Annotated in this window: 15 protein-coding genes; 8 read left to right on the top strand and 7 right to left on the bottom strand. The window is 70.4% G+C overall.

All coding sequences use genetic code 11. The annotated features are described in order from the left end of the window. Positions 1 to 31: 31 nt before the first annotated feature. On the bottom strand, positions 32 to 1,186 hold the full coding sequence (locus GEV27_RS11270; protein ID WP_228765153.1) for a glycosyltransferase family 4 protein: 1,155 nt from the start codon (positions 1,184 to 1,186) through the stop codon (positions 32 to 34). 118 nt (positions 1,187 to 1,304) lie between these two features. Between GEV27_RS11270 and GEV27_RS11265 the strand changes: the two genes are divergently transcribed. Both GEV27_RS11265 and GEV27_RS11260 read left to right on the top strand, forming a co-directional pair. Continuing rightward, complete coding sequence (locus GEV27_RS11265) at positions 1,305 to 2,039, top strand: class I SAM-dependent methyltransferase (RefSeq protein WP_309222195.1); 735 nt, start codon at positions 1,305 to 1,307, stop codon at positions 2,037 to 2,039. Further along, positions 2,036 to 6,031, top strand: coding sequence for a DUF3367 domain-containing protein (locus GEV27_RS11260; RefSeq protein WP_153934334.1), 3,996 nt, complete (start codon positions 2,036 to 2,038; stop codon positions 6,029 to 6,031). Before GEV27_RS11265 ends, GEV27_RS11260 begins: the two co-directional genes overlap by 4 nt. Here GEV27_RS11260 and GEV27_RS11255 read toward each other — a convergent pair. Both GEV27_RS11255 and GEV27_RS11250 read right to left on the bottom strand, forming a co-directional pair. After that, entirely contained in the window at positions 5,935 to 7,113 is a 1,179-nt protein-coding gene (locus GEV27_RS11255; RefSeq protein ID WP_153934332.1) for an acyltransferase, read from the bottom strand. The two genes, GEV27_RS11260 and GEV27_RS11255, sit on opposite strands and share 97 nt — an antisense overlap. After that, a complete protein-coding gene (locus GEV27_RS11250) occupies positions 7,110 to 8,945 on the bottom strand; it encodes a hypothetical protein (protein WP_153911441.1) in 1,836 nt (611 codons plus the stop codon). Before GEV27_RS11250 ends, GEV27_RS11255 begins: the two co-directional genes overlap by 4 nt. A gap of 133 nt (positions 8,946 to 9,078) precedes the next feature. On the opposite strand from GEV27_RS11250, the gene GEV27_RS11245 reads away from it, so the two are divergent. From GEV27_RS11245 to rpsA, 3 genes are all read left to right on the top strand, one after another. Next, on the top strand, positions 9,079 to 10,092 hold the full coding sequence (locus tag GEV27_RS11245) for a DUF3068 domain-containing protein (RefSeq protein ID WP_194944186.1): 1,014 nt from the start codon (positions 9,079 to 9,081) through the stop codon (positions 10,090 to 10,092). Between the two features lie 76 nt (positions 10,093 to 10,168). Continuing rightward, positions 10,169 to 11,419: a M18 family aminopeptidase gene (locus GEV27_RS11240; RefSeq protein ID WP_153934327.1), complete on the top strand. Its 1,251-nt coding sequence runs from the start codon at positions 10,169 to 10,171 to the stop codon at positions 11,417 to 11,419. 208 nt (positions 11,420 to 11,627) lie between these two features. Further along, positions 11,628 to 13,091, top strand: a complete 1,464-nt coding sequence (gene rpsA / locus GEV27_RS11235; RefSeq protein ID WP_153652445.1) for a 30S ribosomal protein S1 — start codon at positions 11,628 to 11,630, stop codon at positions 13,089 to 13,091. 66 nt (positions 13,092 to 13,157) lie between these two features. On the opposite strand, the gene GEV27_RS11230 is transcribed toward rpsA, so the two are convergent. Then, complete coding sequence (locus GEV27_RS11230) at positions 13,158 to 14,492, bottom strand: AMP-binding protein (protein ID WP_309222194.1); 1,335 nt, start codon at positions 14,490 to 14,492, stop codon at positions 13,158 to 13,160. 135 nt (positions 14,493 to 14,627) lie between these two features. Here GEV27_RS11230 and GEV27_RS11225 point away from each other — a divergent pair, with 135 nt between their 5' ends. Then, the gene (locus tag GEV27_RS11225; protein ID WP_153934326.1) at positions 14,628 to 15,560 is read left to right on the top strand and encodes an SH3 domain-containing protein; all 933 of its coding nucleotides are present in this window, start codon (positions 14,628 to 14,630) and stop codon (positions 15,558 to 15,560) included. Between the two features lie 9 nt (positions 15,561 to 15,569). Further along, positions 15,570 to 16,178: a dephospho-CoA kinase gene (gene coaE / locus GEV27_RS11220; RefSeq protein ID WP_153652447.1), complete on the top strand. Its 609-nt coding sequence runs from the start codon at positions 15,570 to 15,572 to the stop codon at positions 16,176 to 16,178. On the opposite strand, the gene GEV27_RS11215 is transcribed toward coaE, so the two are convergent. From GEV27_RS11215 to GEV27_RS11205, 3 genes are all read right to left on the bottom strand, one after another. Next, a complete protein-coding gene (locus GEV27_RS11215) occupies positions 16,175 to 17,152 on the bottom strand; it encodes an RNA polymerase sigma factor RpoD/SigA (RefSeq protein ID WP_153652448.1) in 978 nt (325 codons plus the stop codon). The two genes, coaE and GEV27_RS11215, sit on opposite strands and share 4 nt — an antisense overlap. 236 nt (positions 17,153 to 17,388) lie before the next feature. Then, complete coding sequence (locus GEV27_RS11210) at positions 17,389 to 19,527, bottom strand: S9 family peptidase (RefSeq protein WP_153652449.1); 2,139 nt, start codon at positions 19,525 to 19,527, stop codon at positions 17,389 to 17,391. Continuing rightward, positions 19,524 to 20,831: a DNA polymerase IV gene (locus GEV27_RS11205; RefSeq protein WP_153934324.1), complete on the bottom strand. Its 1,308-nt coding sequence runs from the start codon at positions 20,829 to 20,831 to the stop codon at positions 19,524 to 19,526. Before GEV27_RS11205 ends, GEV27_RS11210 begins: the two co-directional genes overlap by 4 nt. A 123-nt stretch (positions 20,832 to 20,954) precedes the next feature. Here GEV27_RS11205 and GEV27_RS11200 point away from each other — a divergent pair, with 123 nt between their 5' ends. Further along, on the top strand, positions 20,955 to 21,935 hold the full coding sequence (locus GEV27_RS11200) for a DUF4192 domain-containing protein (protein WP_153934322.1): 981 nt from the start codon (positions 20,955 to 20,957) through the stop codon (positions 21,933 to 21,935). Positions 21,936 to 21,945: the final 10 nt, after the last annotated feature.

Below are 21,945 nucleotides of genomic sequence, written 5' to 3'. Positions count from 1 at the left end.
GGGGCGGGCTCCTTCGGGAGACCGCCCTTCGTCATGCCCGGATGCGGGCGGGTCTGCGGCCGGCTGCCGCGGCTGTGACGACGCGGGAGAAGGCCTGCTGCGAGGACTCCCACGAGAACGTGAACGACTTCGCCAGCGCTCCGCGCCCGAGGAACTCCCGCAGCTCGCGGTCCTCGATCAGGTCGCGCAGGGCAGCGGTGAGCTGAGCGGGCGTGTCGACCAGGAGGCCGGTGTCCTTGTGGTCGATCGACTCGGTCGTGCCGCCCGCGGTGCTGTAGGCGACGGTCGGGGTCGCGTGGCCGCCGGCCTCGCCGACGACGATGCCCCAGCCCTCCTTGAGCGAGGGCAGCGCCATGACCCACGACTGGGCCAGCAGCTCGTGCTTGCGGGTGCCGTCGACGAACCCGTGGAAGACCACGCGGTCCAACACCCCGCGCGCCACGGCGTACGCGCGCAGCTCCTCGTCCCACCAGCCCGCGCCGATCACGTCCAGCACCAGATCGGGGTGATCGGCCGCCATCGCGGCGACGGCGTCGATCGCGTGCTCGACCTGCTTGTGGGGGACGAGTCGACCGACCACGCAGATGCGCGGCGTCGGTGAGCGGAGCACTCCGGCGACGGGTGCCGGGTCGTTGCCGTTGTGGATGATCGCGATGCGATCGCCGTCGACCCCGAGCTCGATGAGCTCGAGCTTGGTCGCGATCGACACCGCGACGTACTGGCAGTGCCGATACAGGACGGGCGCGAAGCGGCTCTCGATCCACCAGCCGATCGTGCCGATCAGGCCGGGATAGACCACTGGCCACTGCTCGCGGTGGACGTGGTGAACGAGCACGACGACCGGCTTGCGGGTCGCGAGCCGGGTGAAGAAGGGCAGCCCGTTCTGCACGTCGACCACCACGTCGACCTTGCCGTAGCGTCCGAGCAGGAGGGCCAGGAACGTCCGCAGGTAGATGTCGAGCTTGGTGCCACGGCGGACGAACCGGATGCCGTCGACGACCTCGTCGGGGGGAGCGTGGCCGTGGGCCGCGCAGGCGATCGTCACGCGGTGGCCCTCGGCGACGAGGCCGCGGGCCATGCTCTCGACATAGCGCTCGGAGCCGCCGCCCTCGGGGTTGCGGGTGTCTCGCCAGTTGCAGAAGAGTACGTGCATGCGTTGCCCGGCGCGAGCCGGTGCCTCCCTCATGGCCGGAAGCCTGCCCGGCGCGCCCTCGCGCACGTCCCTCAACGCACGGTGCAGGTCCCTCAACCCGACAACCGTCACCCTATCAGGACGTGGCCCACGTCTCACGTATGCTCATCCGGTGCCTGACCTGCTCTTTCGTCCGACGCTGCGACGATCCTGGCGGCTGTTCCAGGCCTTTCGGGTCGAGCAGACCGACCCCGACCACTTCTACGGGACGCTTGCACGCGACTCCGTCGACCAGGTGAGTGCCTACGTCGACCTGGACGGCCAGTGGACGCTCGACGTCGGCGGGGGACCGGGCTACTTCGCCGACGCCTTCCGCGCCGCCGGAGCCGACTACACCGCGCTCGACGCCGATCTCGGCGAGCTCTCGGGGCTGGGCGAGCCCATGCCCGGCACGGTGCTCGGCAGCGGGATGCAGCTGCCGTTCGCGGACGACAGCTTCGGCGTCACCTACTCCTCCAACGTGCTCGAGCACGTCCCCGAGCCCTGGACGATGGCCGACGAGATGGTGCGCGTCACCCGCCCCGGCGGCCTCGTGTTCATCTCCTACACGCTCTGGTACGGGCCGTGGGGTGGCCACGAGACCGCGCCGTGGCACTTCCTCGGTGGGCACCGGGCGGCCCGCCGCTACGAGAAGAAGCACGGGCACCCGCCCAAGAACGTCTTCGGGACGTCGCTGTTCGCGGTCACCGCCGCAGCCGGCCTGGACTGGGCCAGGCACCAGGCCGGCGCCGAGGTCGTCGCCGTCATCCCTCGCTACCTGCCGCGTTGGTCGTGGTGGGTGCTGCGCGTGCCCGGACTGCGTGAGGTGGTGACGTGGAACCTCGCCATAGTGCTGCGCAAGCCGTGACGGAGGTTTCCACCCGGCGGAGGTTCCGCCTCGCTGCGGTGTGCCTCGTGCTGACGGCACTCGCCTTCGTGCAGCAGCCGGGACGGATGGTCGCCGACACCAAGCTCGACCTGATCATCGACCCCGGAGGCTTCCTCGCTCGCTCGTTGAACCTGTGGGACGCGGAGGGCTTCTTCGGTCAGGTGCAGAACCAGGCCTACGGCTACCTGTTCCCGATGGGACCGTTCTTCTGGCTCGGCCACGCGATCGAGCTGCCGGCCTGGGCGATCCAGCGCATGTGGTGGGCGCTGCTGCTGTGCGTCGCCTTCCTCGGCATGGTCGCGCTCTGCCGCGCCCTCGGCATCCGCTCGCTCTGGGTGCAGGTTTTCGCCGGGCTGCTGTTCGCCCTGTCGCCGCGCATGCTCTCGGTGATCGGGCCCAGCTCGATCGAGGTGTGGCCGTCGGCGATCGCGCCGTGGGTCCTGGTGCCGCTCGTGATCGGGCTGAAGCGGGGCAGCCCTCGCCGGCAGGCCGCATTGAGCGCCCTTGCCGTGGCGTGCGTCGGTGGCGTCAACGCCGTCGCCACGTTCGCGGTGATCCCGTTGGGCGCGATCTGGCTGCTGACCTCACCGCGTGGCCCGCGCCGGCGCGCACTCATGCTGTGGTGGCCGCCCTTCGTCCTCCTGGGCACGTTGTGGTGGCTCGCGCCGTTGTTCCTGCTCGGATCGGTGAGTCCTCCGTTCCTCGACTTCATCGAGAGCTCCTCGGTGACGACCTCGGCCGCGACGGTCCTGGACGCCCTGCGCGGCACGACGAACTGGGTGCCCTACATCTCCTCCACGGCGGTGGCCGGCAGGGAGCTGGTGACCAATGCGTCGCTGATCCTCAACGGGGGCGTCGTCATGATCCTCGGCGTGATCGGTCTGGTGATCGCTCCGGTCCGCTACCGCCGGTTCCTGGTCTGGGGCGTGCTGAGCGGGCTCGTCCTGGTCACTCTCGGTCACACCGGCTCGGTGTCCGGGTGGTGGTCCGGAGGCTTCCAGACCGTGCTGGACGGCGTCCTCGCCCCGCTGCGGAACACCCACAAGTTCGACGTCGTCATCCGCATCCCGCTGGTCCTCGGCGCGGCGTTCGCGGTGTCCGCCGCGATCGAGCGTCGTCAGGACGACACGGACGGTGCCCGCCGAGTCGGAGTCGCCGTGCTCGTTGCGGCCGCCGTGGTGGGTGCGACCTCGCCGGCCTGGACGGGCCACCTCGCCAACCGCGGGACGTTCGAGGTCACGCCGACGTACTGGGAGCAGGCCGCCGACTTCCTGGACGAGAACGCCACGGGGACGTCCTTGCTGGTGCCCTCGTCGGGCTTCGGCGACTACCTGTGGGGGAGCACGGGCGATGAGCTGATGCAGTCGATCGCCCGGTCGCCGTGGGCGGTGCGCAACAGCATCCCGCTCACGCCCACCGGCACGATCCGCTACCTGGACTCGATCACCTCGGCGCTCGACCAGGCGCGTGGGTCCCGCCGGCTCGCGGAGACCCTCGGCCGTGCGGGCGTCGAGTACCTCGTGGTGCGCAACGACCTGCAGAACCAGGTCGTGGACGGCCGCACCGAGCTCGTCTACTCGACGCTGCGAGACACCCCCGGTCTCACGCAGGTCGCGACGTTCGGACCGCGGCTGGGCGGCAAGCCGGTCATCGACCTGGAGAGCCAGCGGTCGTTCTCCCAGGGAGGCTGGCAGTCGGCCCATCCCGCGATCGACATCTGGAAGGTCGATCCGACCGCTGCGACGGCCCCTCAGTCCCTCGACGAGACGCCGACCGTCGTCGGCGCCGCGGACAGCCTTGCCGTCCTCGACGAGCTGGGGGTCACGGCCGGCCGCTCGACGGTCCTGGCGGCGGACCAGGCCGCGGACGGACCTCGCGGTCCGCTCGTGGTGACGGACGGCCTGCGTCGTCAGGAGGCCGCCTTCGGCCGGGTGGACACGCTGCGGTCGGCGTCCATGACCCCGGACGAGCCGTACTCGCTCGACCGCAAGCTCCACGACTACGTGCAGGAGGGGGACGCTCGCTGGACCAGTGTCCGGGAGCTGCGCGGAGCGGCTGCGCTGTCGGCCTCGAGCGCGCGGTCGGCGGCCAACAGCCTGATGGGGCTGGACCCCGGCGCCCAGCCATGGTCGGCCTTCGACGGCGACCGGCGCACCGCCTGGACCGCGAACACCTCGGAGGCCTGGCTGCGTCTGGACCTGCGTCGCGTGCGCGACCTCGGCGCGGTCCGCATCGTCGCGGACGCGGCGCCGGGTGAGAAGACCTCGCTGGAGGTGGACACCGAGGACGGGGTGGTGCGCCGCGAGGCCGACGGACGCACGCCGGTGCTGATCGACGTCGGCGAGGTGGGGCACCTCGAGATCCGGGGTGCCACCGCGGATGGACGGAACCTGTCCATCGCCGAGGTGTCGTCGCCCGAGCTCCGGCTGTCGCGGCCGCTCGTGCTGCCCGCGACCCCGGGTGAGTGGGGAGCCGCCGACCAGGTCGTCCTCGGAGTGGACGCGGGCGCACGCCCGTCCTGCGTGACCGTCGAGGGCCTCGACCGCTGCCGGGCCGGCGAGGGACGCCAGAGCGAGGACGCCGTGCTCGTGGACCGGGAGATCCCGGTGTCGCTGAAGGGCGACTACGACCTCAAGATCAAGACCCGTCCGCTTGCGGGCGAGGCCGCCGACGAGCTGCTCCAGGAAGGCCTCCCGTTCACGGTGCAGGCGACCTCGACCGTCACGGACGACGTGCGGGCCAGCGTGGCCCGGGCGGTCGACGGCGACCTCCGCACCGGGTGGATCGCGGACCCGGGCGACACGGATCCCTCGCTCGAGGTCACGTGGGACTCGCCCAGACGGTTGTCCTCCCTCACCCTGCGCACCGCCTCAGGCCTTCCCGCCTCGAAGGTGAGCAGTGCGATCCTCGAGCTCGGCGACGGCACGCTGCGACGGGTCGCCCTCGAGAACGGCAGGGGGCGATTCCCGGCGGTGCGCACCGACCGTCTCGTCGTCCACCTGGACTCCGAGAAGGACGCCACGGACTTCGGTGCGGACGGCTTCGCGAGGCGCCTGCCCGTCGGGGTCAGCGAGCTGACGTTCAACGACCGTCCGGCCGCCCGTCCGGACCGGTCGACCGACCCCGTGGTGCTGCCGTGCGGCTCGGGTCCCACGGTGGTCGTGGACGGTGAGGAGCACCGGACGTCGGTGAGGACCACGGCTGCAGCGGTCGCCGCCGGGAAGTCGGCGACCGCGCGCCTGTGCGACGACGAGGGCATCACCCTGCCGGCAGGCACCAGCCGGGTCACGGTGCGCGCATCGGATCTCTACGGCGCTGGTCAGACCATCCTGACGCGGTCGGGAAGCACCTGGTCCGCCGGGAGCAGCGATCGCCTCGTCACGACGACGCAGAACGCCAACCCCGGATGGGCGGGCTCGGTCGACGGTGAGTCCGCCGAGGCCGTGACGGTCAACGGCTGGCAGCGGGGCTGGATCGTGCCGGAGACGGGCTCGTCGACGGTCGAGGAGACCTTCACGGCCGACGTCCCCTACCGCTCTGCGCTCGTGGCCGGTGCAGTCGGCGTCCTGGCCCTCGTGGCCATCACGCTCGTGCCGGGACGGGGCTCGCGCAGGCGCATGAAGCCGGATGCCGACGGTGCGGTCGCCCCGTGGGGCCCGATCACGTTCGTCGCGATGGTGGCGACGGTCGGGCTCGTGGCGGGGACGGCCGGAGTGGCGTGCGCCGCGGTGGGAGGGGCCGTCGCGGTCGCCCTGAGCGAGCGCCGCATGGCGGTGATCGCCTGGATCGGCGGACTGCTTCTCGTGGCCGTGGGCTGCTACGTCGGGTGGGCGCTGACCGACCAGGACGTCCCGGTCGTCTCCTGGCGGCTGCCTCAGCTCTGTGCGGCGGCCTCGCTCGGCGCCGTGGCGGCCGGCGTCGGCTGGAGTCGCGGACGCAGTGCCATGCCGGGCACCTCCACGAATCGGTAGAGGAGCTCCGACACGGCCAGGCTGATCCCCATGATCACGACGAACAGGACGACCGGGTTGCTGTCGAACACCGTGAAGCCGAGACGGGGGACCGCGATGGCCAGCACGATCACGTGGCAGCAGAACAGGGCGTACGAGATGTGACCGAGGTGGCGGACGGCGGGCAGCGACATCGCGCGCGCCACGGGGGAGTCGTCCGTGCCGAGCACGCAGGGAGCGATCAGCAGCAGGGCGATCGCCGCGTAGCAGACGTGCCGCATGATCGCCTGCGACGGCGTGGGCGCGATGAGCAGCGGTGAGCCGCCGAGTGGTGTCGAGACGAAGACGAGGATCGCCGCGGCGGACGTCCAGCACGCGACCCGGTCCTGGCCGAGCGTGGACAGCCAGGACGTCAGCCGACCCGGTGCCCCGGAGTCGACGGTGAGGACCGCCAGGCCGATGCCGAGGGCGAACCAGCTCAGGTAGGACGGCAGCCACTTCGCGGCCCAGGGAGCCCAGGAGGCGTCCATGACGTGGGTCGCGGCGACCCACGCCACGCTGAGGACGATCAGCCCGGCGACGAAGACGAGGAGGCGCACCGGACGCCAGCGGTCGCGGCACACGACCTTGACCAGCACGGCCCCCAGCAGCGGAAGGATGAGGTAGAAGGCGACCTCGATCGTCAGGCTCCACATCTGGGTCAGGCCCTGTGGCAGCTGCGTCTCGCGGTACAGATCGACCATCAACAGGTTCTGCACCCAGCGCAAGACGCCCATCGACCGGTTCTCCGCAAGGAGTGTCATCGCCGCCACGACCGTCACGACGTACACCGGGACGATGCGAAAGAACCGCTTCTGGAAGTACACCCGGGCGGGGTCGTGCGGAGCACGGTCGTGGGCCGCCACGAGGTAGGGCCGGCAGAGCAGGAATCCCGACAGGACGAAGAAGACCGCGACCCCTGCCTCGAGCCGCTGGACGAGCACACCGAGGAATCCGCTCGTGTAGAAGCCCGACCAGAACCCCACGTGGGTCACGACGACCGCGATGGACGCGGCGGCGCGCATGGCGTCCAGCTGCGGGAAGTCACGTCGGGCAGTCGTCATCTCGGCACCATCCGGGTTGCGATGTTCATGGAGTCGACGCACAGGCGCGACCCAGGCGGGAGCGTGAACCGGATGCGGTCGTTCGCCCCTTCGGTCCTCAGGCTCAGGGTATGCGCGCCCTCCAGGATGCGCGTGTCGTAGCTCGTGTCGCCCACGGTCACCGTGACGTCGGCGTCGCCGTCGGACCGATAGGACATCGACAGCCAGAATGGGAAGTCGAAGGTCCGGCTGCCGAACAGGATCTGCGGATTGCGGTCCGATCCGCTCAAGCAGGTGTCGAGTCGGTCCTCGGCCACGACGAAGTCCTCGCCCGCGAAGCCGGGGACGATCAGACCGTTGTCGTCCAGCACCTGGATGTCGTTCGCGATGTCGGGTGTCGTGAAGCGGTCACCTACCGGCGCCAGTGTCCGGCTCGCCAGGTTGGTGGGGAAGAACAGCTCGGGCATGACCACACCGGGGACGCTCTGGTCGGCGAGGGCCACCGGCTGCTTCTGGCTCTCCAGCTCGTTCACGGCCGTCGTGATGAACCGTCGCGCCTCGAACTCCTCGTGCCACGGCTTGACGTAACCGATCGTCGAGGCGACCGACCCGATCACGAACACCACGACGTACGCGACGCCGACCCGCACCATCCGTCGGTTGTCGAAGAGCGCGCCGTTCCTCGGGACCAGGACCCGGGGCAGGCCGACGATCGGCATGACGGCAAGTCCGATCCCCAGGGCCACGTACGGCACGAAGTCCGCCCAGTAGCGGACTTCGTAGGTGGTCGCCCCGCCGAAGGCGCCCGCGCGACCGTAGGCCAGGAGCCCGACGGTCGCGAGGGTGTACGGCACCAGGAACCACAGCGGCAGCAGGGCGCCGCGGTAGCGAAGCACCAGGAGCACCGCGGCGGCGGCGATCAGCATCGCGGAGATCACGACAGCGCCCTGCGGGGGGTCGGCGAGCTGCCGCGGGCCGGCACCGCCGGGCAGCTGGAGCCACTGCCAGGGGCCGCCGAGCGCTGCCGATGAGAGGTTGGACAGGACGAAGCGGTCGGCCAGCTGGCCGTAGTCGGGCTTGTCGCCGGGGGGCTTGGGCGGGGAGGACGAGAAGTATGCGACCAGGTAGATCACGAGGGGCAGCGCGTAGGCGGTCCACGCGAAGCGGTAACGGACCAGCGTCGACCACACGCGACGGGGCAGCGGCCCCTGCGCGGCGTAGACGAGGGTGATGATCGCCAGCATCGGGACGATGAGGGCGGCCTTCACGTACAGAAGGAGGGCCACCACGACACACGCTGCAGCCGCGAGGGCCCACCGGCGCCGGCCCGTCCGGAGCAGCAGCACGTGGCACCCGATCGCGCCGAACATGAACGGCTGGACGGCCAGGGAGTTCAGCCCCGCCGCCCACCACATCAGCGAGGTGACCGTGATCGAGGAGAACAGGTACACCGCCAGCGGGAGCAGGATGCGCGGACGGTTGCCGAACACCGTGCGCAGCATCCACCAGCACGCGAGCGCGGACGCCACCTGGAACACGATCAGCTCGGTGGCCGCCGCCCACCACGCGAAGGCACCCGCATGGGCGACGGGCAGCACCAGGGCGAAGCTGAGCGGCATGACGTGCAGGTTGTGACGGTGGAACAACCACGCCACGTCGGCGTCCCCACGGGCGACGTCGGACAGGAAGAGGAAGTCGTCGCCGAAGAACCAGCCGCCCGAGACCGCCCAGGCGCGAAGGGCCGTGCTCACGATGATCATCGCGAGGGCGGCGGCGGTCACGGCTCCACGCCGCGCAAGGGGCTCCTGACGTGCGCGCAGTGCATCGACGCCGTCCTGCAGCAGTGAGGTCACGAGCAGAATCATCGCACGCAGAGGGGCGCGGGCAGTGGTCAAAGGAGGGCTCAAACGACAAGGTGTGACCTGCGACGCTGTGACACCGATTACTGTTACCGTTCGGTAATCAAACTTGTGGAGGGAGCCCACAGTGGCAAAGAAGTTGGGGACAGTCGCCCTGTTCCTTGGAGCCTTCGTGCTCGCGCTGGCCGCGCTGTCGAAGTTCTACATGTACGACCAGCTGGCCCAGGTGCCACTGAACCAGGACACCACCAGCGAGGCCACGACCGCGCCGGGCGCGGATGGGGAGTACCTCGACGTCGCCGCCGGTCTGAAGGTGAGCAACGGCCCGCTCAAGAACGTCAAGGTCGTTCGCGGCGACATCGACGCGAGCAAGAAGGCGAGCAAGGAGCTCGGCCGGGACGTCGCCGTCTGGGACATCTACGACAGCACTGACACCGCCGACTTCGACTTCGGCAGCGGCGAGACCCCGCTGACCGGCACGAGCGACCGCGTCGCATTCGACCGCAACACCGGCGAGGCCGTGAAGTACGAGGACACCAAGTCCGAGGCCGACGGCGAGACGATCGAGCCCGCCGACATCAAGGGTCTGTACTTCAAGTTCCCGTTCGACGCGCAGAAGAAGACGTACCAGTTCTGGGACGGCACGCTGCGCGAGGCGACGCCGGCCAAGTACGTCGGCGAGGGCGAGGTCAAGGGCCTCAAGGTCTACAAGTACCGCCAGACGATCGAGCCCATCAAGACCGGCACGATCGACGTCCCGGGCGACCTGATCGGCGAGAAGGCGACCACCGTCACGGCCGACCAGATCTACTCGAGCGTCACCGACTACAGCATCGAGCCCGTCACGGGCGTCGTCATCTGGGGCCAGACCGCCCAGGACAACTACCTCGAGCTGGACGGCGAGCGGGTCCTCACCACGACGAAGGCCACGCTCGCGTACACCGACGCCAACGTGCAGAAGAACGTCGACGACTACAAGGGCAAGTCCACGCTGCTGTCGGCGGTCAAGACGACCGTCCCGGTCGGCGGACTGATCCTCGGCATCCTGCTGATCGGCGCGGGCCTGTTCCTGCGCCTGAAGGGCGACGGCTCCAAGGGAGCGCGTCACTCCGACAAGGACGAGCTCGTCCGCTCGCACTGACACACCTCGCACCCAGCCGAACGCCCCGACCACCGGTCGGGGCGTTCGTGCGTCCGCGGCCACTACGCTGGGGAGCATGACGATCGCTCCCGCTGCCGACCTGTGCGACTTCATCGATCGCTCGCCGACGCCGTTCCACGTGTGCCGCACCGTGGTGTCCGAGCTCGCGGCGGCGGGCTACGAGGAGCTGCGCGAGGCTGACGAGTGGCCGCAGCAGCCGGGCCGCTACCTCGTCGTCCGCGGCGGGTCGCTCGTCGCGTGGTCGACCGAGGCGGAGTCGTCGCCGCAGGACGCGTTCCGGGTGGTCGGTGGCCACACCGACAGCCCCAACCTGCGGGTCAAGCAGCACCACGACCTCGACCAGGAGGGCCTGGGCGTCGTGGCCCTGCACCCGTACGGCGGTGCGTGGCTCAACTCGTGGCTCGACCGCGATCTCGGTGTCGCGGGACGACTCGTCCTCCGGGACGGCAGCGAGCGCCTGGTCCACGTCGACGAGCCCGTGATCCGGGTGCCCCAGCTCGCGATCCACCTCTCCGCCGATCGCAAGATCGACCTCGACCCGCAGCGGCACCTCAACGGCATCTGGTCGACCTCGCCCGGCACCTTCCTCGACCTCGTCGCGGATCGGGCCGCGGTGTCCCGCGAGGACATCCTCGGCTTCGAGCTGATGACGCACGACACCGCGCCGAGCCGGCTGACGGTCAACGGCGAGCTGGTCAGCGCTCCGCGCCTGGACAACCAGACCACGTGCTTCACCGGAACCCGGGCGCTCCTCGCCGCGACGCCCGTCCCCGGCGTCCGTCCCGTGCTGGCGCTGTTCGACCACGAGGAGGTCGGCAGCACGTCCGAGCGTGGTGCGCAGTCGGACCTGCTCATCACGGTGCTCGAGCGCATCGTGCTGACCGCCGGCGGCACACGGGAGGACTTCCACCGCGCGATCGCCGCGTCGGTCTGCGCGTCCGGCGACATGGCGCACGCGACGCACCCGAGCCACGCCGAGCGCCACGAGCCGCTGCACCACGTCGAGATCGGCGGGGGACCGGTCCTCAAGGTCCATCCCAACCTGCGTTATGCCACCGACGCGGTCGGCACCGCCCACTTCGCCCGGGCCTGTGAGCAGGCCGGCGTCCCGCTGCAGCGCTACGAGCACCGGGCCGACCTGCCCTGCGGATCGACGATCGGGCCGCTGAGCGCCGCCCGGACCGGCATGCTCACGGTCGACGTGGGCGCCCCGCAGCTGGCGATGCACTCGGCGCGCGAGGTGATGGGAGCAGCGGACGTCGACCCGTACGCCGCAGCCCTGGCCGCCTTCCTGTCGCCCGCCTGACGAGACAGGCAGACCGCACGGACACCCCGTCTATCGTCCCGGTGGGGGTGTCGCGTACGATTGACAATGCGCTGATGGCCTGTGCGTACCTCGGACGTAGCAGGCCCGCACTCGTGCCCTGCCCAGTGATTCTTGCCCGGCATCCTCACGATCCAAGGGCTGTCAGACGTGCCCGACAATTCCACCCATCCATCGGAGCAACTCCTTTATGACTAGCAGCATCGCCCACGTGGCACCCCAGGTCGCGATCAACGACATCGGCTCTGAGGAAGACTTCCTCGCCGCCATCGACGCCACCATCAAGTACTTCAACGACGGTGACATCGTCGAAGGCATCATCGTCAAGGTCGACCGTGACGAGGTCCTCCTCGACATCGGTTACAAGACCGAAGGTGTCATCCCCTCCCGCGAGCTCTCCATCAAGCACGACGTCGACCCCAACGAGGTCGTTTCCGTCGGAGACAGCGTCGAGGCCCTGGTGCTCCAGAAGGAGGACAAGGAAGGCCGTCTGATCCTGTCGAAGAAGCGTGCGCAGTACGAGCGTGCGTGGGGCGACATCGAGAAGATCAAGGCCGAGGACGGAGTTGTCGAAGGCACCGTCATCGAGGTCGTCAAGGGCGGCCTCATCATGGACATCGGTCTGCGCGGCTTCCTGCCGGCGTCGCTGGTCGAGATGCGCCGCGTGCGCGACCTCGACCCGTACATCGGTCAGAAGATCGAGGCCAAGATCATCGAGCTCGACAAGAACCGCAACAACGTGGTCCTGTCGCGCCGTGCCTGGCTCGAGCAGACGCAGTCCGCAGTTCGCCAGAACTTCCTCACCGAGCTCCAGAAGGGGCAGGTCCGCAAGGGCGTCATCTCCTCGATCGTCAACTTCGGTGCGTTCGTGGACCTCGGCGGCGTCGACGGACTCGTCCACGTCTCGGAGCTGTCGTGGAAGCACATCGACCACCCGAACGAGGTCGTCCAGGTCGGCGACGAGGTCACCGTGGAGGTGCTCGACGTCGACATGGACCGCGAGCGCGTCTCGCTGTCCCTCAAGGCCACGCAGGAAGATCCCTGGCAGCACTTCGCCCGCACCCACCAGATCGGCCAGATCGTCCCGGGCAAGGCGACCAAGCTCGTCCCGTTCGGTGCGTTCGTCCGCGTCGAGGAGGGCATCGAGGGCCTGGTGCACATCTCCGAGCTCGCCGAGCGTCACGTCGAGATCCCCGAGCAGGTCGTCCAGATCGGCGACTCGGTCATGGTCAAGATCATCGACATCGATCTCGAGCGTCGTCGCATCTCGCTGTCGCTGAAGCAGGCCAACGAGACCGAGGCCTCGGCCACGGACGACTTCGACCCGACGCTGTACGGCATGACCTCGTCGTACGACGAGCAGGGCAACTACATCTACCCCGAAGGTTTCGATCCCGAGACCGGCGAGTGGCAGGAAGGCTTCGACGAGGCCCGCGCCGCATGGGAGAAGCAGTACGCCGAGGCTCACGAGCGCTGGGAAGCCCACAAGAAGCAGATCCAGGAGGCCGAGAAGGCCGGCATCGAGGCTGCTGCGGCATCCAACTACTCGTCGGACTCGTCCGCCGGGTCCGAGGACGCCCCGCAGGAGGGCTCGCTGGCCTCCGACGAGGCCCTGCAGGCTCTGCGCGAGAAGCTCACGGGCGGCGAGGCGTAACCAACCGCCACTCGTCCCCACACAGAACCCCCGGTCCTCGGACCGGGGGTTCTGTGCGTCCGCGACCTACAGCTCGGTCCGGCGCACCTTGCCGGTGGCGGTGCGGGGCAGGACGTCGACCCGCTCGTACGTCTTGGGCCGCTTGGGCGGGGCGAGGCGCGTCCGGGCCAGCTCCCGCAGGACCTGCTCGTCGACCGCGCCGACGTACGCCGCACAGACCCGCTGACCCCACCGCTCGTCGTCGCGTCCGAAGACGGCCACGTCGACCAGCCCCGGGGCGTCCTGGAGGGCGCCCTCGACCTCAGCGGGGTAGACGTTGACCCCGCCGCTGATGATGAGGTCCTCGCGCCGCGAGTCCAGGTAGACGTGGCCGTCCTCGACCCGGCCCAGGTCGCCGACCGAGAAGGCGGGACCGTCGGGGGTGTCCCGCCACGTGGCGGCGGTCTTCTCAGGGGCGTTCCAGTAGGTGAAGCGCGCCCACGGTGGCACTGCGCACCACAGCTGGTCGTCCTCGTCGACGCTGACGACGCGGCCGGGACGGGCCCGACCGAGGGTGCCGGGTCGTTCGACCCACTCGGCGGCCGGGCAGGCGGTGAACTGTCCCTCGGTCGACCCGTAGAACTCCCACACGGTGTCGAGGCCGAACAGCGCGTGGGTGCGGCGGCGGACCGGTTCGGGGCACGGGGCGCCGGCGTGGGCGACGAGGCGGAACGACGACAGGTCGGGGCGGACATGGTGCTCGTCGAGGTGCGAGAGGAGCCGTTGCAGGTGTGCCGGCACGCAGAACATCGACGTCGGCCGCAGCGCTGCCACGGCCTCGAGGAACGCGGCGGGATCGAACGCCGGCAGCACCGCGACCGATCCGCCGGCCAGGATCGTGCCCATCGCGAACCTCAGCGGCGCCGAGTGGTAGATCGGCGACACCACCAGATCGAGGTCGTCCGGGCAGAATCCCCACAGCTCCCGTTCCTCGCGCACCAGCGCGGCGGCGTCCTCGGGTGACAGCAGGCCCGACCACACTCCCTTGGGGCGGCCCGTGGTGCCCGACGTGAAGTGCATCGGCCGGCACCGCGGGGCGGGGTCGAGGACGCCCTCGGGACCGGTGAGGAGGGCCTCGAGTGCGGCCTCGTCGTCGATCATCAGGGCGGGGGAGACGTCGGCGACGATCCGGTCCCGCTCGTACGCGGTGAGCCGCGGGTCCAGCGGGACGGGGACGACGCCCGAGCGGGTCGCGCCGAGCACGGCGCTGACGTACGCCGTCGAGCCGGGGACGGACAGCACGACCCGGTCACCGGCCACGAGGCCCCGGGCGGCCAGCGCGCCGGCGACACGTCGTTGCTGCTGCTCGCTCGCGGTCGCGGTCAGGACAGGGGAGGGGCTCGTCGACGGGGAGGTGAGCACCGCGGACCTTTCAGATCGTGAGACGTCAGTCACCGCGCTGAGCGGTGGACGGACGGTTGGGGGTGAACCTTTGGGCCCAGTATGGTTCACTCGATCGTTGAGTCAGACGTCGTCGACGCACAAGGTGGTACCCCAGTGGCAGATTCTCGCCACAAGCACGCAGCACCGCGCCCCGCCAGGCGCACCCTCCGCACCTCCCGCTCCGCACGAGCAGCCGCCCTCCCCCTCGCAGGCCTCCTGGCCATCGGCGGGGTCGTGGGCGTGGCAGCTGCCCAGGAAGGCAGCTCGCCGGCCGCCGAGGCGGGCGCAACGATCCCCCAGCAGCCGCCCAAGAAGGACGTGTTCGCCGCCTCGGTGAGCAGCGGGCAAGCCCCCGCCACCGTGAGCCGCAGCGCCGAGCGTCCGCCGCTGCCCAACGCGGCCGCGGTCGAGGACAAGATCAAGGGTGAGCTGTACGCCAAGAGCGACCTCGACATCCACGCAGCCGCGAAGAAGTCCTCCCCGGTCCTGGCCGAGGTCGAGTCCGGCGACACCGTCGAGGTCACCGGCAAGCGGTCCGACGGCTGGGCCGAGATCATGCACAAGGGTCTCCCGCGCTGGGTCGACGCCTCGAGCATCACGACCCAGAAGCCGGTCGAGGAGACCTCGCCCGAGACGTCGGACGACGAGGCCCCCGAGGCGGCCACGTCCGGTGGACTCAGCACGGCGCCCTGTGCGGCCGGCTCCGGGCCCGAGAGCGGCCTGCAGCCCGACACGATCAAGGTCTACCGCGCGGTCTGCGCGAAGTTCCCGTCCATCGTCAGCTACGGCGGCGTGGCAGGCCGCGGAGAGCACGGCACCGGCCAGGCACTGGACATCATGATCTCGTCCGACCTCGGCAACCAGGTCGCCGCCTTCCTGCAGCAGAACCGCACCGCCCTCGGCGTGGACTACCTCATCTGGCGTCAGCGCATCTGGCGTCCCGCGACCTCGCCCGACTGGCGCGGCATGAGCGACCGGGGCAGCCCCACGGCCAACCACATGGACCACGTGCACGTCACGACCTATGGCAACGCTGCGACCGGCTAGGGCGCGGGCGTGCTGAAGGTCGGACTCACCGGCGGCATCGGCTCGGGCAAGAGCACCGTCAGCGCGCTGCTGGCCGCGCACGGCGCTGTCGTCATCGACTACGACCAGCTCGCCCGTGACGTGGTGGAGCCGGGGAGCCCTGCGCTCGACGAGATCGCCGCGCGCTTCGGCGCCGACGTCATCGCCGAGGACGGGACGCTCGATCGCCCGGCGCTCGGCGCGAAGGTCTTCGCGGACCCTGCGGAGCTGCAGGCCCTCAACGGCATCACCCACCCGGCGATCGGCCGGCTGGCCGACGAGCGGCAGGCCGCGGCCGGTCCCGACGCGATCGTCGTGCACGACAACCCGCTCCTGGTCGAGATGGGCGCCGCGGGGCTGTGCGACGTCGTGGTGGTCGTGGACGTGCCCGTGGACGTGCAGGTCGAGCGCCTGACGACCCAGCGGGGGATGACCGAGGCCGATGCGCGTGCCCGCATCGCCGCACAGGCGTCACGCGAAGAAAGGACCGGTGCCGCCGATCTGGTGATCGACAACACCGGTCCTCAGGACGAGCTCGCCCTCATCGTCGGGGGAACCTGGGACGAGCTCGTGTCCAGGGCGGCCGCTCGGGCCGTCTAGGCCGCCAGGTCCGGATCGGCGATCCGGCGCAGGGTGGCCAGGGCCTCCCGCTCGAGCTGGCGTACGCGCTCGGCGGAGATGCCGTGCCGCTTGCCGATGTCGGCGAGCTTCTGCTGGCGACCGTCGAGCAGGCCGTAGCGGGCCCGGACGATGTCCGCCTCGCGCGGACCGAGGTGGTCCACGAGCGTCGCGATCAGGTGACGCGTCTCGTCGTCCAGCACCGCGAAGTCGGGGCCGGGCTGGGTCTCCCGGGCGATGAGGTCGCCCAGCGACGTGTCGCCGTCCTCGTCGACGGGTGAGTCGAGGCTGACGTGGTCACGTCCCCAGGCCATCAGGTCGACGACCCGCTCGACGTCCATGCCGAGCTCGAGCGCGATCTCGGCCGGCTCCGGGTCGTATCCGAGCTGACGCTCGAGATTGCGACGTGCCGCGGTGACCTGGTTGAGCTCCTCGACCACGTGGACGGGGAGACGGACGACCCGGGCCTGCTGGGCGATGCCGCGGGTGATCGCCTGACGCACCCACCACGTGGCGTACGTCGAGAACTTGAACCCCTTGGCGTAGTCGAACTTCTCGACCGCGCGGATGAGGCCGGTGTTGCCCTCCTGGACGAGGTCGAGCATGGGCATGGCCGAGCGTCCGTACTTGCGCGCGATGGACACGACGAGGCGCAGGTTGGCCTGGATGAACTCCTGGATCGCGCGGTCGCCCTCCTCGGCGAGCCACGTCAGCTCCTCCTCGGTGGCCCACTTGGGTGCGCCACCCTTCTTGCGTCCGACGCGTCCCTCCTCGAGCAGATGACGCGCGAACAGGCCCGCCTCGACGGTCTTGCTCAGCTCGACCTCCCGCTCGGCATCGAGCAGGGGAGTGCGAGCGATCTCGGCGAGGTACATGCCGACGCTGTCCTTGCCCTCGGCGGTGGTGTTGCCGGTCCTGGTGCTCACGGTGCGACTCCCATTCAGTTGCTTGTACATACCAGAACGCGTTCAACCCCCGAAGGATTCCGCTCTCAGTCAAGTCTTAGGGTCACCGTGCTATACGCCACTCGCCCGGTGCCGGGACGGGGCGGGCGGGTGGGCGGGTCGGGACGGGCGATGAGGGTTTGCGGCAGCTCTAACTACCCCAAACCCTCATCGTGAGTCCGGGCCGGGACGGGTGATGAGGGTTTACGGCAGCTGTGGCTACCGCAAACCCTCATCGTGGGTCCGCGTCAGCGAGCGTGGCGGGTTGCGACGTCGATGATCCAGGCGAGCTCCCAGGCCCGCTCCTTCCAGGAGGCGTAGCGTCCGCTGACGCCGCCGTGGCCGGCGTGCATCTCGGTCTTGAGCAGGATCGGGGCGTCGCCGGTCGCCGTCGCGCGCAGCCTGGCCACCCACTTGGCCGGCTCGACGTACATGACCCGGGTGTCGTGCAGGCTCGTCACGGCGAGGATCGCGGGGTAGTCGTGGGCGCCGACGTTCTCGTACGGCGTGTACGACTTCATGTAGGCGTAGACCTCGGGGTCGTCCAGCGGGTTGCCCCACTCGTCCCACTCGATGACCGTCAGCGGGAGCGACGGGTCGAGGATCGTGGTGAGGGCGTCGACGAACGGCACCGCGGCGACGATGCCGGCGAACGCGTCGGGCGCGAGGTTCGCCACTGCGCCCATCAGCAGGCCGCCGGCGCTGCCGCCCTCCGCGATCAGCCGGTCCGCGGACGTCCAGCCCTCGGCCACCAGGTGGCGGGCGCTGGCGACGAAGTCGGTGAACGTGTTGCGCTTGTGCAGCTGCTTGCCGTCGTCGTACCAGTGCCGGCCCAGCTCGCCACCGCCTCGCACGTGGGCGATCGCGAAGACGAAGCCGCGGTCGAGCAGCGACAGCCGCATGACCGAGAAGCCCGGATCCATGCTGGCCTCGTACGAGCCGTAGCCGTAGAGGAGCGCCGGGGCCGTGCCGTCGCGCGGGGTGTCCTTGCGGCAGACGATCGAGACCGGCACGAGCGTCCCGTCGTCTGCGGTGGCCCAGCTGCGGTGCTGCTCGTAGTCGGCGGGGTCGTAGCCACCGAGCACGGGCGCCTGCTTGCGCAGGATCAGCTCGCGGGTCTCGGGGTCGAAGTCGTAGACCGACGACGGGGTCACGAACGAGCCGACGCCGACGCGGATCAGCGGCGGGTCCCACTCGGCGTTGGCGCCGACGCCACTCGTGAAGAGCTCCTCGCCGAAGTCGATCTCGGACAGCTCGCCCAGGCCGTCCGGGCCGATCGAGATGGTGCCGACGCGGGCCAGCGCACCGCTGCGGAACGACACGACGAGGTGCCGGGCGAACACGTCGACGTCCTCGAGGCGCACGGTGTCGCTGCCGGGGATCACGACGGTGCGGTCGGTCGGGTCGTCGACCGGCACCGTGACGAGCTCGAAGTTGAGCGCGCCGTCGTTGTGCAGGATGACGAAACGGTCCTCGCCCTGGATCACCGCGTGCTCGAGCGAGTACTCGACGCCTTCGCGGCGGGGGAGCACGACGCGGAACTCGCCCTCGGGGTCGTCGGCCTCCAGCACGCGGTACTCGCTCGTGATCTTGGAGCCGAGGCCGATCACGAGGTAGCGCTCGGAGTGGGTGCGTCCGACGCCGATGAAGTAGCGCTCGTCGGTCTCCTCGAGCACCAGGGCGTCGTCGCCGGTCGTGCCGACCTGGTGGCGCCACACCCGGTACGGACGCCAGGCGTCGTCGACGGTCGTGTAGAACAGGTGCGTCCCGCCGGCCGACCAGGTCGCTCCGCCGCTCGCGCCGGTGATCTCGTCGGGCAGGATCTCGCCCGTGCGCAGGTCCTTGATCCGGATCGTGTAGCGCTCGTCGCCCTGCGTGTCGACCGACCAGGCGAGGAAGTTCTCGTCGTCGCTGATGCTGAACGCGCCGAGCGAGAAGAACTCGTGTCCCTCGGCCTCCACGTTGGAGTCCAGCAAGATCTCCTCGCCGGGGATCTCGCTGCCGGCGTCGAGCACCGGCGGAGTCCAGTCGTCGGGATCCTGCACCGCGCAGCGGCACCGGATCGCGTACTGCTGGCCCTCGATCGTGCGGGCGTAGTACCACCACGCGCCGTGCCGCGTCGGGACGGAGAGATCGGTCTCGAGCGTGCGGGCCTTGATCTCGTCGAAGATCTGCTGGCGCAGCGGCTCGAGGTGGGCCGTCGCGGCATCCGTGTAGGCGTTCTCGGCCTCCAGGTACGCCAGCGTGGCCGGGTCCTCCTTGTCGCGCATCCACTCGTAGTCGTCGACGAAGTCGTCGCCGTGGTGCGACCGGGTGATGGGGCGTCGCTCGGCGACGGGGGGTGCGGGGAGGCTGGCGGTGGGCTCGGGCAGGACGGGCGAGGTCATGCCTGCAACGTACCGCTGTGTCCCGCACCCAGCGCGGGGTCGTCGGCGCGGAACGTGCGCACAGGACCCGGAGGCGTCCACCGGGTCTCGAAGCGCACCGTCACCCGTCCCAGGCCCGCGCCCCAGACCCAGCCGTCGCCGAGGTCAGCGTGGTGGACGTCCATGCCCGGGTACCAGCGGGTCGGCGAGGCCGTGTCGTCCTCGGTCGTGTCGTCCTCGTCCTCAGGCTCGGGATCGTCCTCGGCGAACAGGTCGTCCTGCACCCAGTCGGCCAGACCGCTCACGCCGACGCCGAGCAGGCGCAGCCCGTTGCTGATGTCCTCACCGGCCAGCAGGCCCCTCGCGGTGGTCGCCAGGACGCGCGCGCTGTCGGTCGGGTGGGCCAGCGTGGACGAGCGGGTGTGCGTCTCGAAGTCGTGGTGACGCATCTTCAGGGTCACGGTGCGGCCCGAGAGCCCGCTCTTGCGCAGCCGGGCCGAGACACCCCGCGCCATGCGCTCGATGATCGTCTCGAGCTGGAGACGGTCCGAGATGTCCCGCTCGAACGTGTCCTCGACGCTGACCGACTTGGCCTCGCGGGTGGCCACGACCGGCCGGTCGTCCTCAGCCCTCGCGAGGCGGTGCAGCGAGCGTCCGGAGGCCTGCCCCAGCAGCCGGACGAGCTCGTCCTCGGAGGGGGTGCGCAGGTCCTCGACGGTCAGGATCCCGACCCGCCGCAGGCGCTCGGCGGTGGCCGGGCCGACGCCCGGGATCGCGTTGACCTGCATCGGGCCGAGCACGTCGGCCTCGGTGCCCGGCTCCACGACGAACACCCCGTCGGGCTTGTTGATCTCGCTGGCGATCTTGGCCATCAGCTTGGACGACGCGACGCCGACCGAGGCGGTGAGCCCGCCGGTGATGTCGGTGATGTCGGTGCGGATCTTGTCGACGACCTCCTCGACGCGGTCCGGGTCGAAGCCCTCACCCGCCGCCAGGTCGACGAACGCCTCGTCGAGCGACAGGGGCTCGATCAGCTCGGACTCCTCGCGCAGCCGGGCCATCACGAGCCGGCTCGCCTCGCGGTAGGCCTCGAAGCGGCCGCCGAGGAAGGCCGCGTGGGGGCAGCGGGCGCGTGCCTCGGCGGTGCGCATCGCCGACCGTACGCCGTGGACCCGCGCCTCGTAGGAGGCCGTCGCGACGACTCCCCGCTGACCGGTGCCGCCCACGATCACCGGACGTCCGCGGAGCGAGGGCTTGTCGCGCTGCTCGACGGAGGCGAAGAAGGCGTCGAGGTCCAGGTGCATGATCGACGCCGTGGACCGCATGAGGACATTGTGTCCTGCTGCGCCCACACACCTTTGTGCACACCTGCGCCGGACGGCCGCCGTCGTCCACAGGCCATGAGCTGAGCCTGTCGGCGGCGGCCCCGGCTCGGCAGCGTGGACGGCATGACCCACACCCCGCCCGTGTTCACCGCCCACGACGTCCCTGACCTCATCAATGCCGTGCCCACGTTCTTCGGGTTCAGGGTCGAGGAGTCGATCGTCGCGGTCGCGACCTCGGGGCCGCGGCGCAGGCTCGGTTTTCGTCTCCGGATGGACCTGCCGAGGCCTGGCAAGGAGGAGGCCGTCGCTCGCAAGGTGGTGGGTCACCTGACCGATCACGGTGCCGAGGGAGCGATCGTCATCGTGCTGACGGAGCAGCAGGAGCTGGCGCTCGAGCTGCTCGACGCGATCCACGCCGCGCTCGACGACTTCTCGGGCATCGAGCTGATCGTGCGTGCCCGGGCCGACGGCGAGCGCTACTGGACCGACGAGCCCGGGTTCCCGCCCGAGGGCCTCGCCTACGTGACGTCGGAGCATCACCTCTCGATCGTGCAGGCGGTCGCCGCGGGCCAGCAGATCCTCCCGAGCCGCCAGGTGCTGGTCGACCGGTTCCGGCCGGTGACGGGGGTACGGCGCCGCTGGCTCGAGCACGCCACGGCGTCGATCCTCGAGGAGATCGTGCCCCAGGTCGCCCGCACCGTGCCGGGCGAGCTGGCCGCGACCGGCATGGCCGTGGTCGAGCCGATCCTCGATCGTGTCCGCGCGGGGGACCAGGTGTCCGACGGCGACCTGCTGCGGATCGCGGCCTGGGTGTCCACGATCTCGGTGCGCGACGAGGTCTGGGGGCTGATGACCCGCGACAACGCCCCCGAGATGCTCGCGGCGCTGACGCTGGTCTCGACCCGGGCCGTCCCGCCGCTGGAGCCGGCGGTCCTGAGCCTCGCGGCGTTCGCGGCGTGGCTCACCGGCGACGGTGCGCAGGCGCTGATCGCGGTCGACCGGGCCCTCGAGGCAGATCCCTGCTACTCGATGGCCGGCCTGATCCTCGAGATCCTCGAGCGGGGCGTCTCGCCGGCATCGTGGGTGGGCTGGCCGACACCGTGATCGATGACGC

The sequence above is a fragment of the Aeromicrobium sp. S22 genome (assembly GCF_009661045.1).
GTDB lineage: Bacteria > Actinomycetota > Actinomycetes > Propionibacteriales > Nocardioidaceae > Aeromicrobium > Aeromicrobium yanjiei.
The sequence above is the reverse complement of the archived record's forward strand: the minus strand, read 5'-3'. Positions and strand labels throughout refer to the sequence as shown.

Excerpts from the sequence above, each read along its gene's own strand:
- GEV27_RS11205 (WP_153934324.1), bottom strand. The coding sequence starts at position 20,831 with ATGCGGTCCACGGCGTCGATCATGCACCTGGACCTCGACGCCTTCTTC.
- GEV27_RS11210 (WP_153652449.1), bottom strand. The coding sequence starts at position 19,527 with ATGACCTCGCCCGTCCTGCCCGAGCCCACCGCCAGCCTCCCCGCACCC.
- GEV27_RS11215 (WP_153652448.1), bottom strand. The coding sequence starts at position 17,152 with ATGTACAAGCAACTGAATGGGAGTCGCACCGTGAGCACCAGGACCGGC.
- rpsA (WP_153652445.1), top strand. The coding sequence starts at position 11,628 with ATGACTAGCAGCATCGCCCACGTGGCACCCCAGGTCGCGATCAACGAC.
- GEV27_RS11255 (WP_153934332.1), bottom strand. The coding sequence starts at position 7,113 with ATGACGACTGCCCGACGTGACTTCCCGCAGCTGGACGCCATGCGCGCC.
- GEV27_RS11270 (WP_228765153.1), bottom strand. The coding sequence starts at position 1,186 with ATGAGGGAGGCACCGGCTCGCGCCGGGCAACGCATGCACGTACTCTTC.
- GEV27_RS11240 (WP_153934327.1), top strand. The coding sequence starts at position 10,169 with ATGACGATCGCTCCCGCTGCCGACCTGTGCGACTTCATCGATCGCTCG.
- GEV27_RS11200 (WP_153934322.1), top strand. The coding sequence starts at position 20,955 with ATGACCCACACCCCGCCCGTGTTCACCGCCCACGACGTCCCTGACCTC.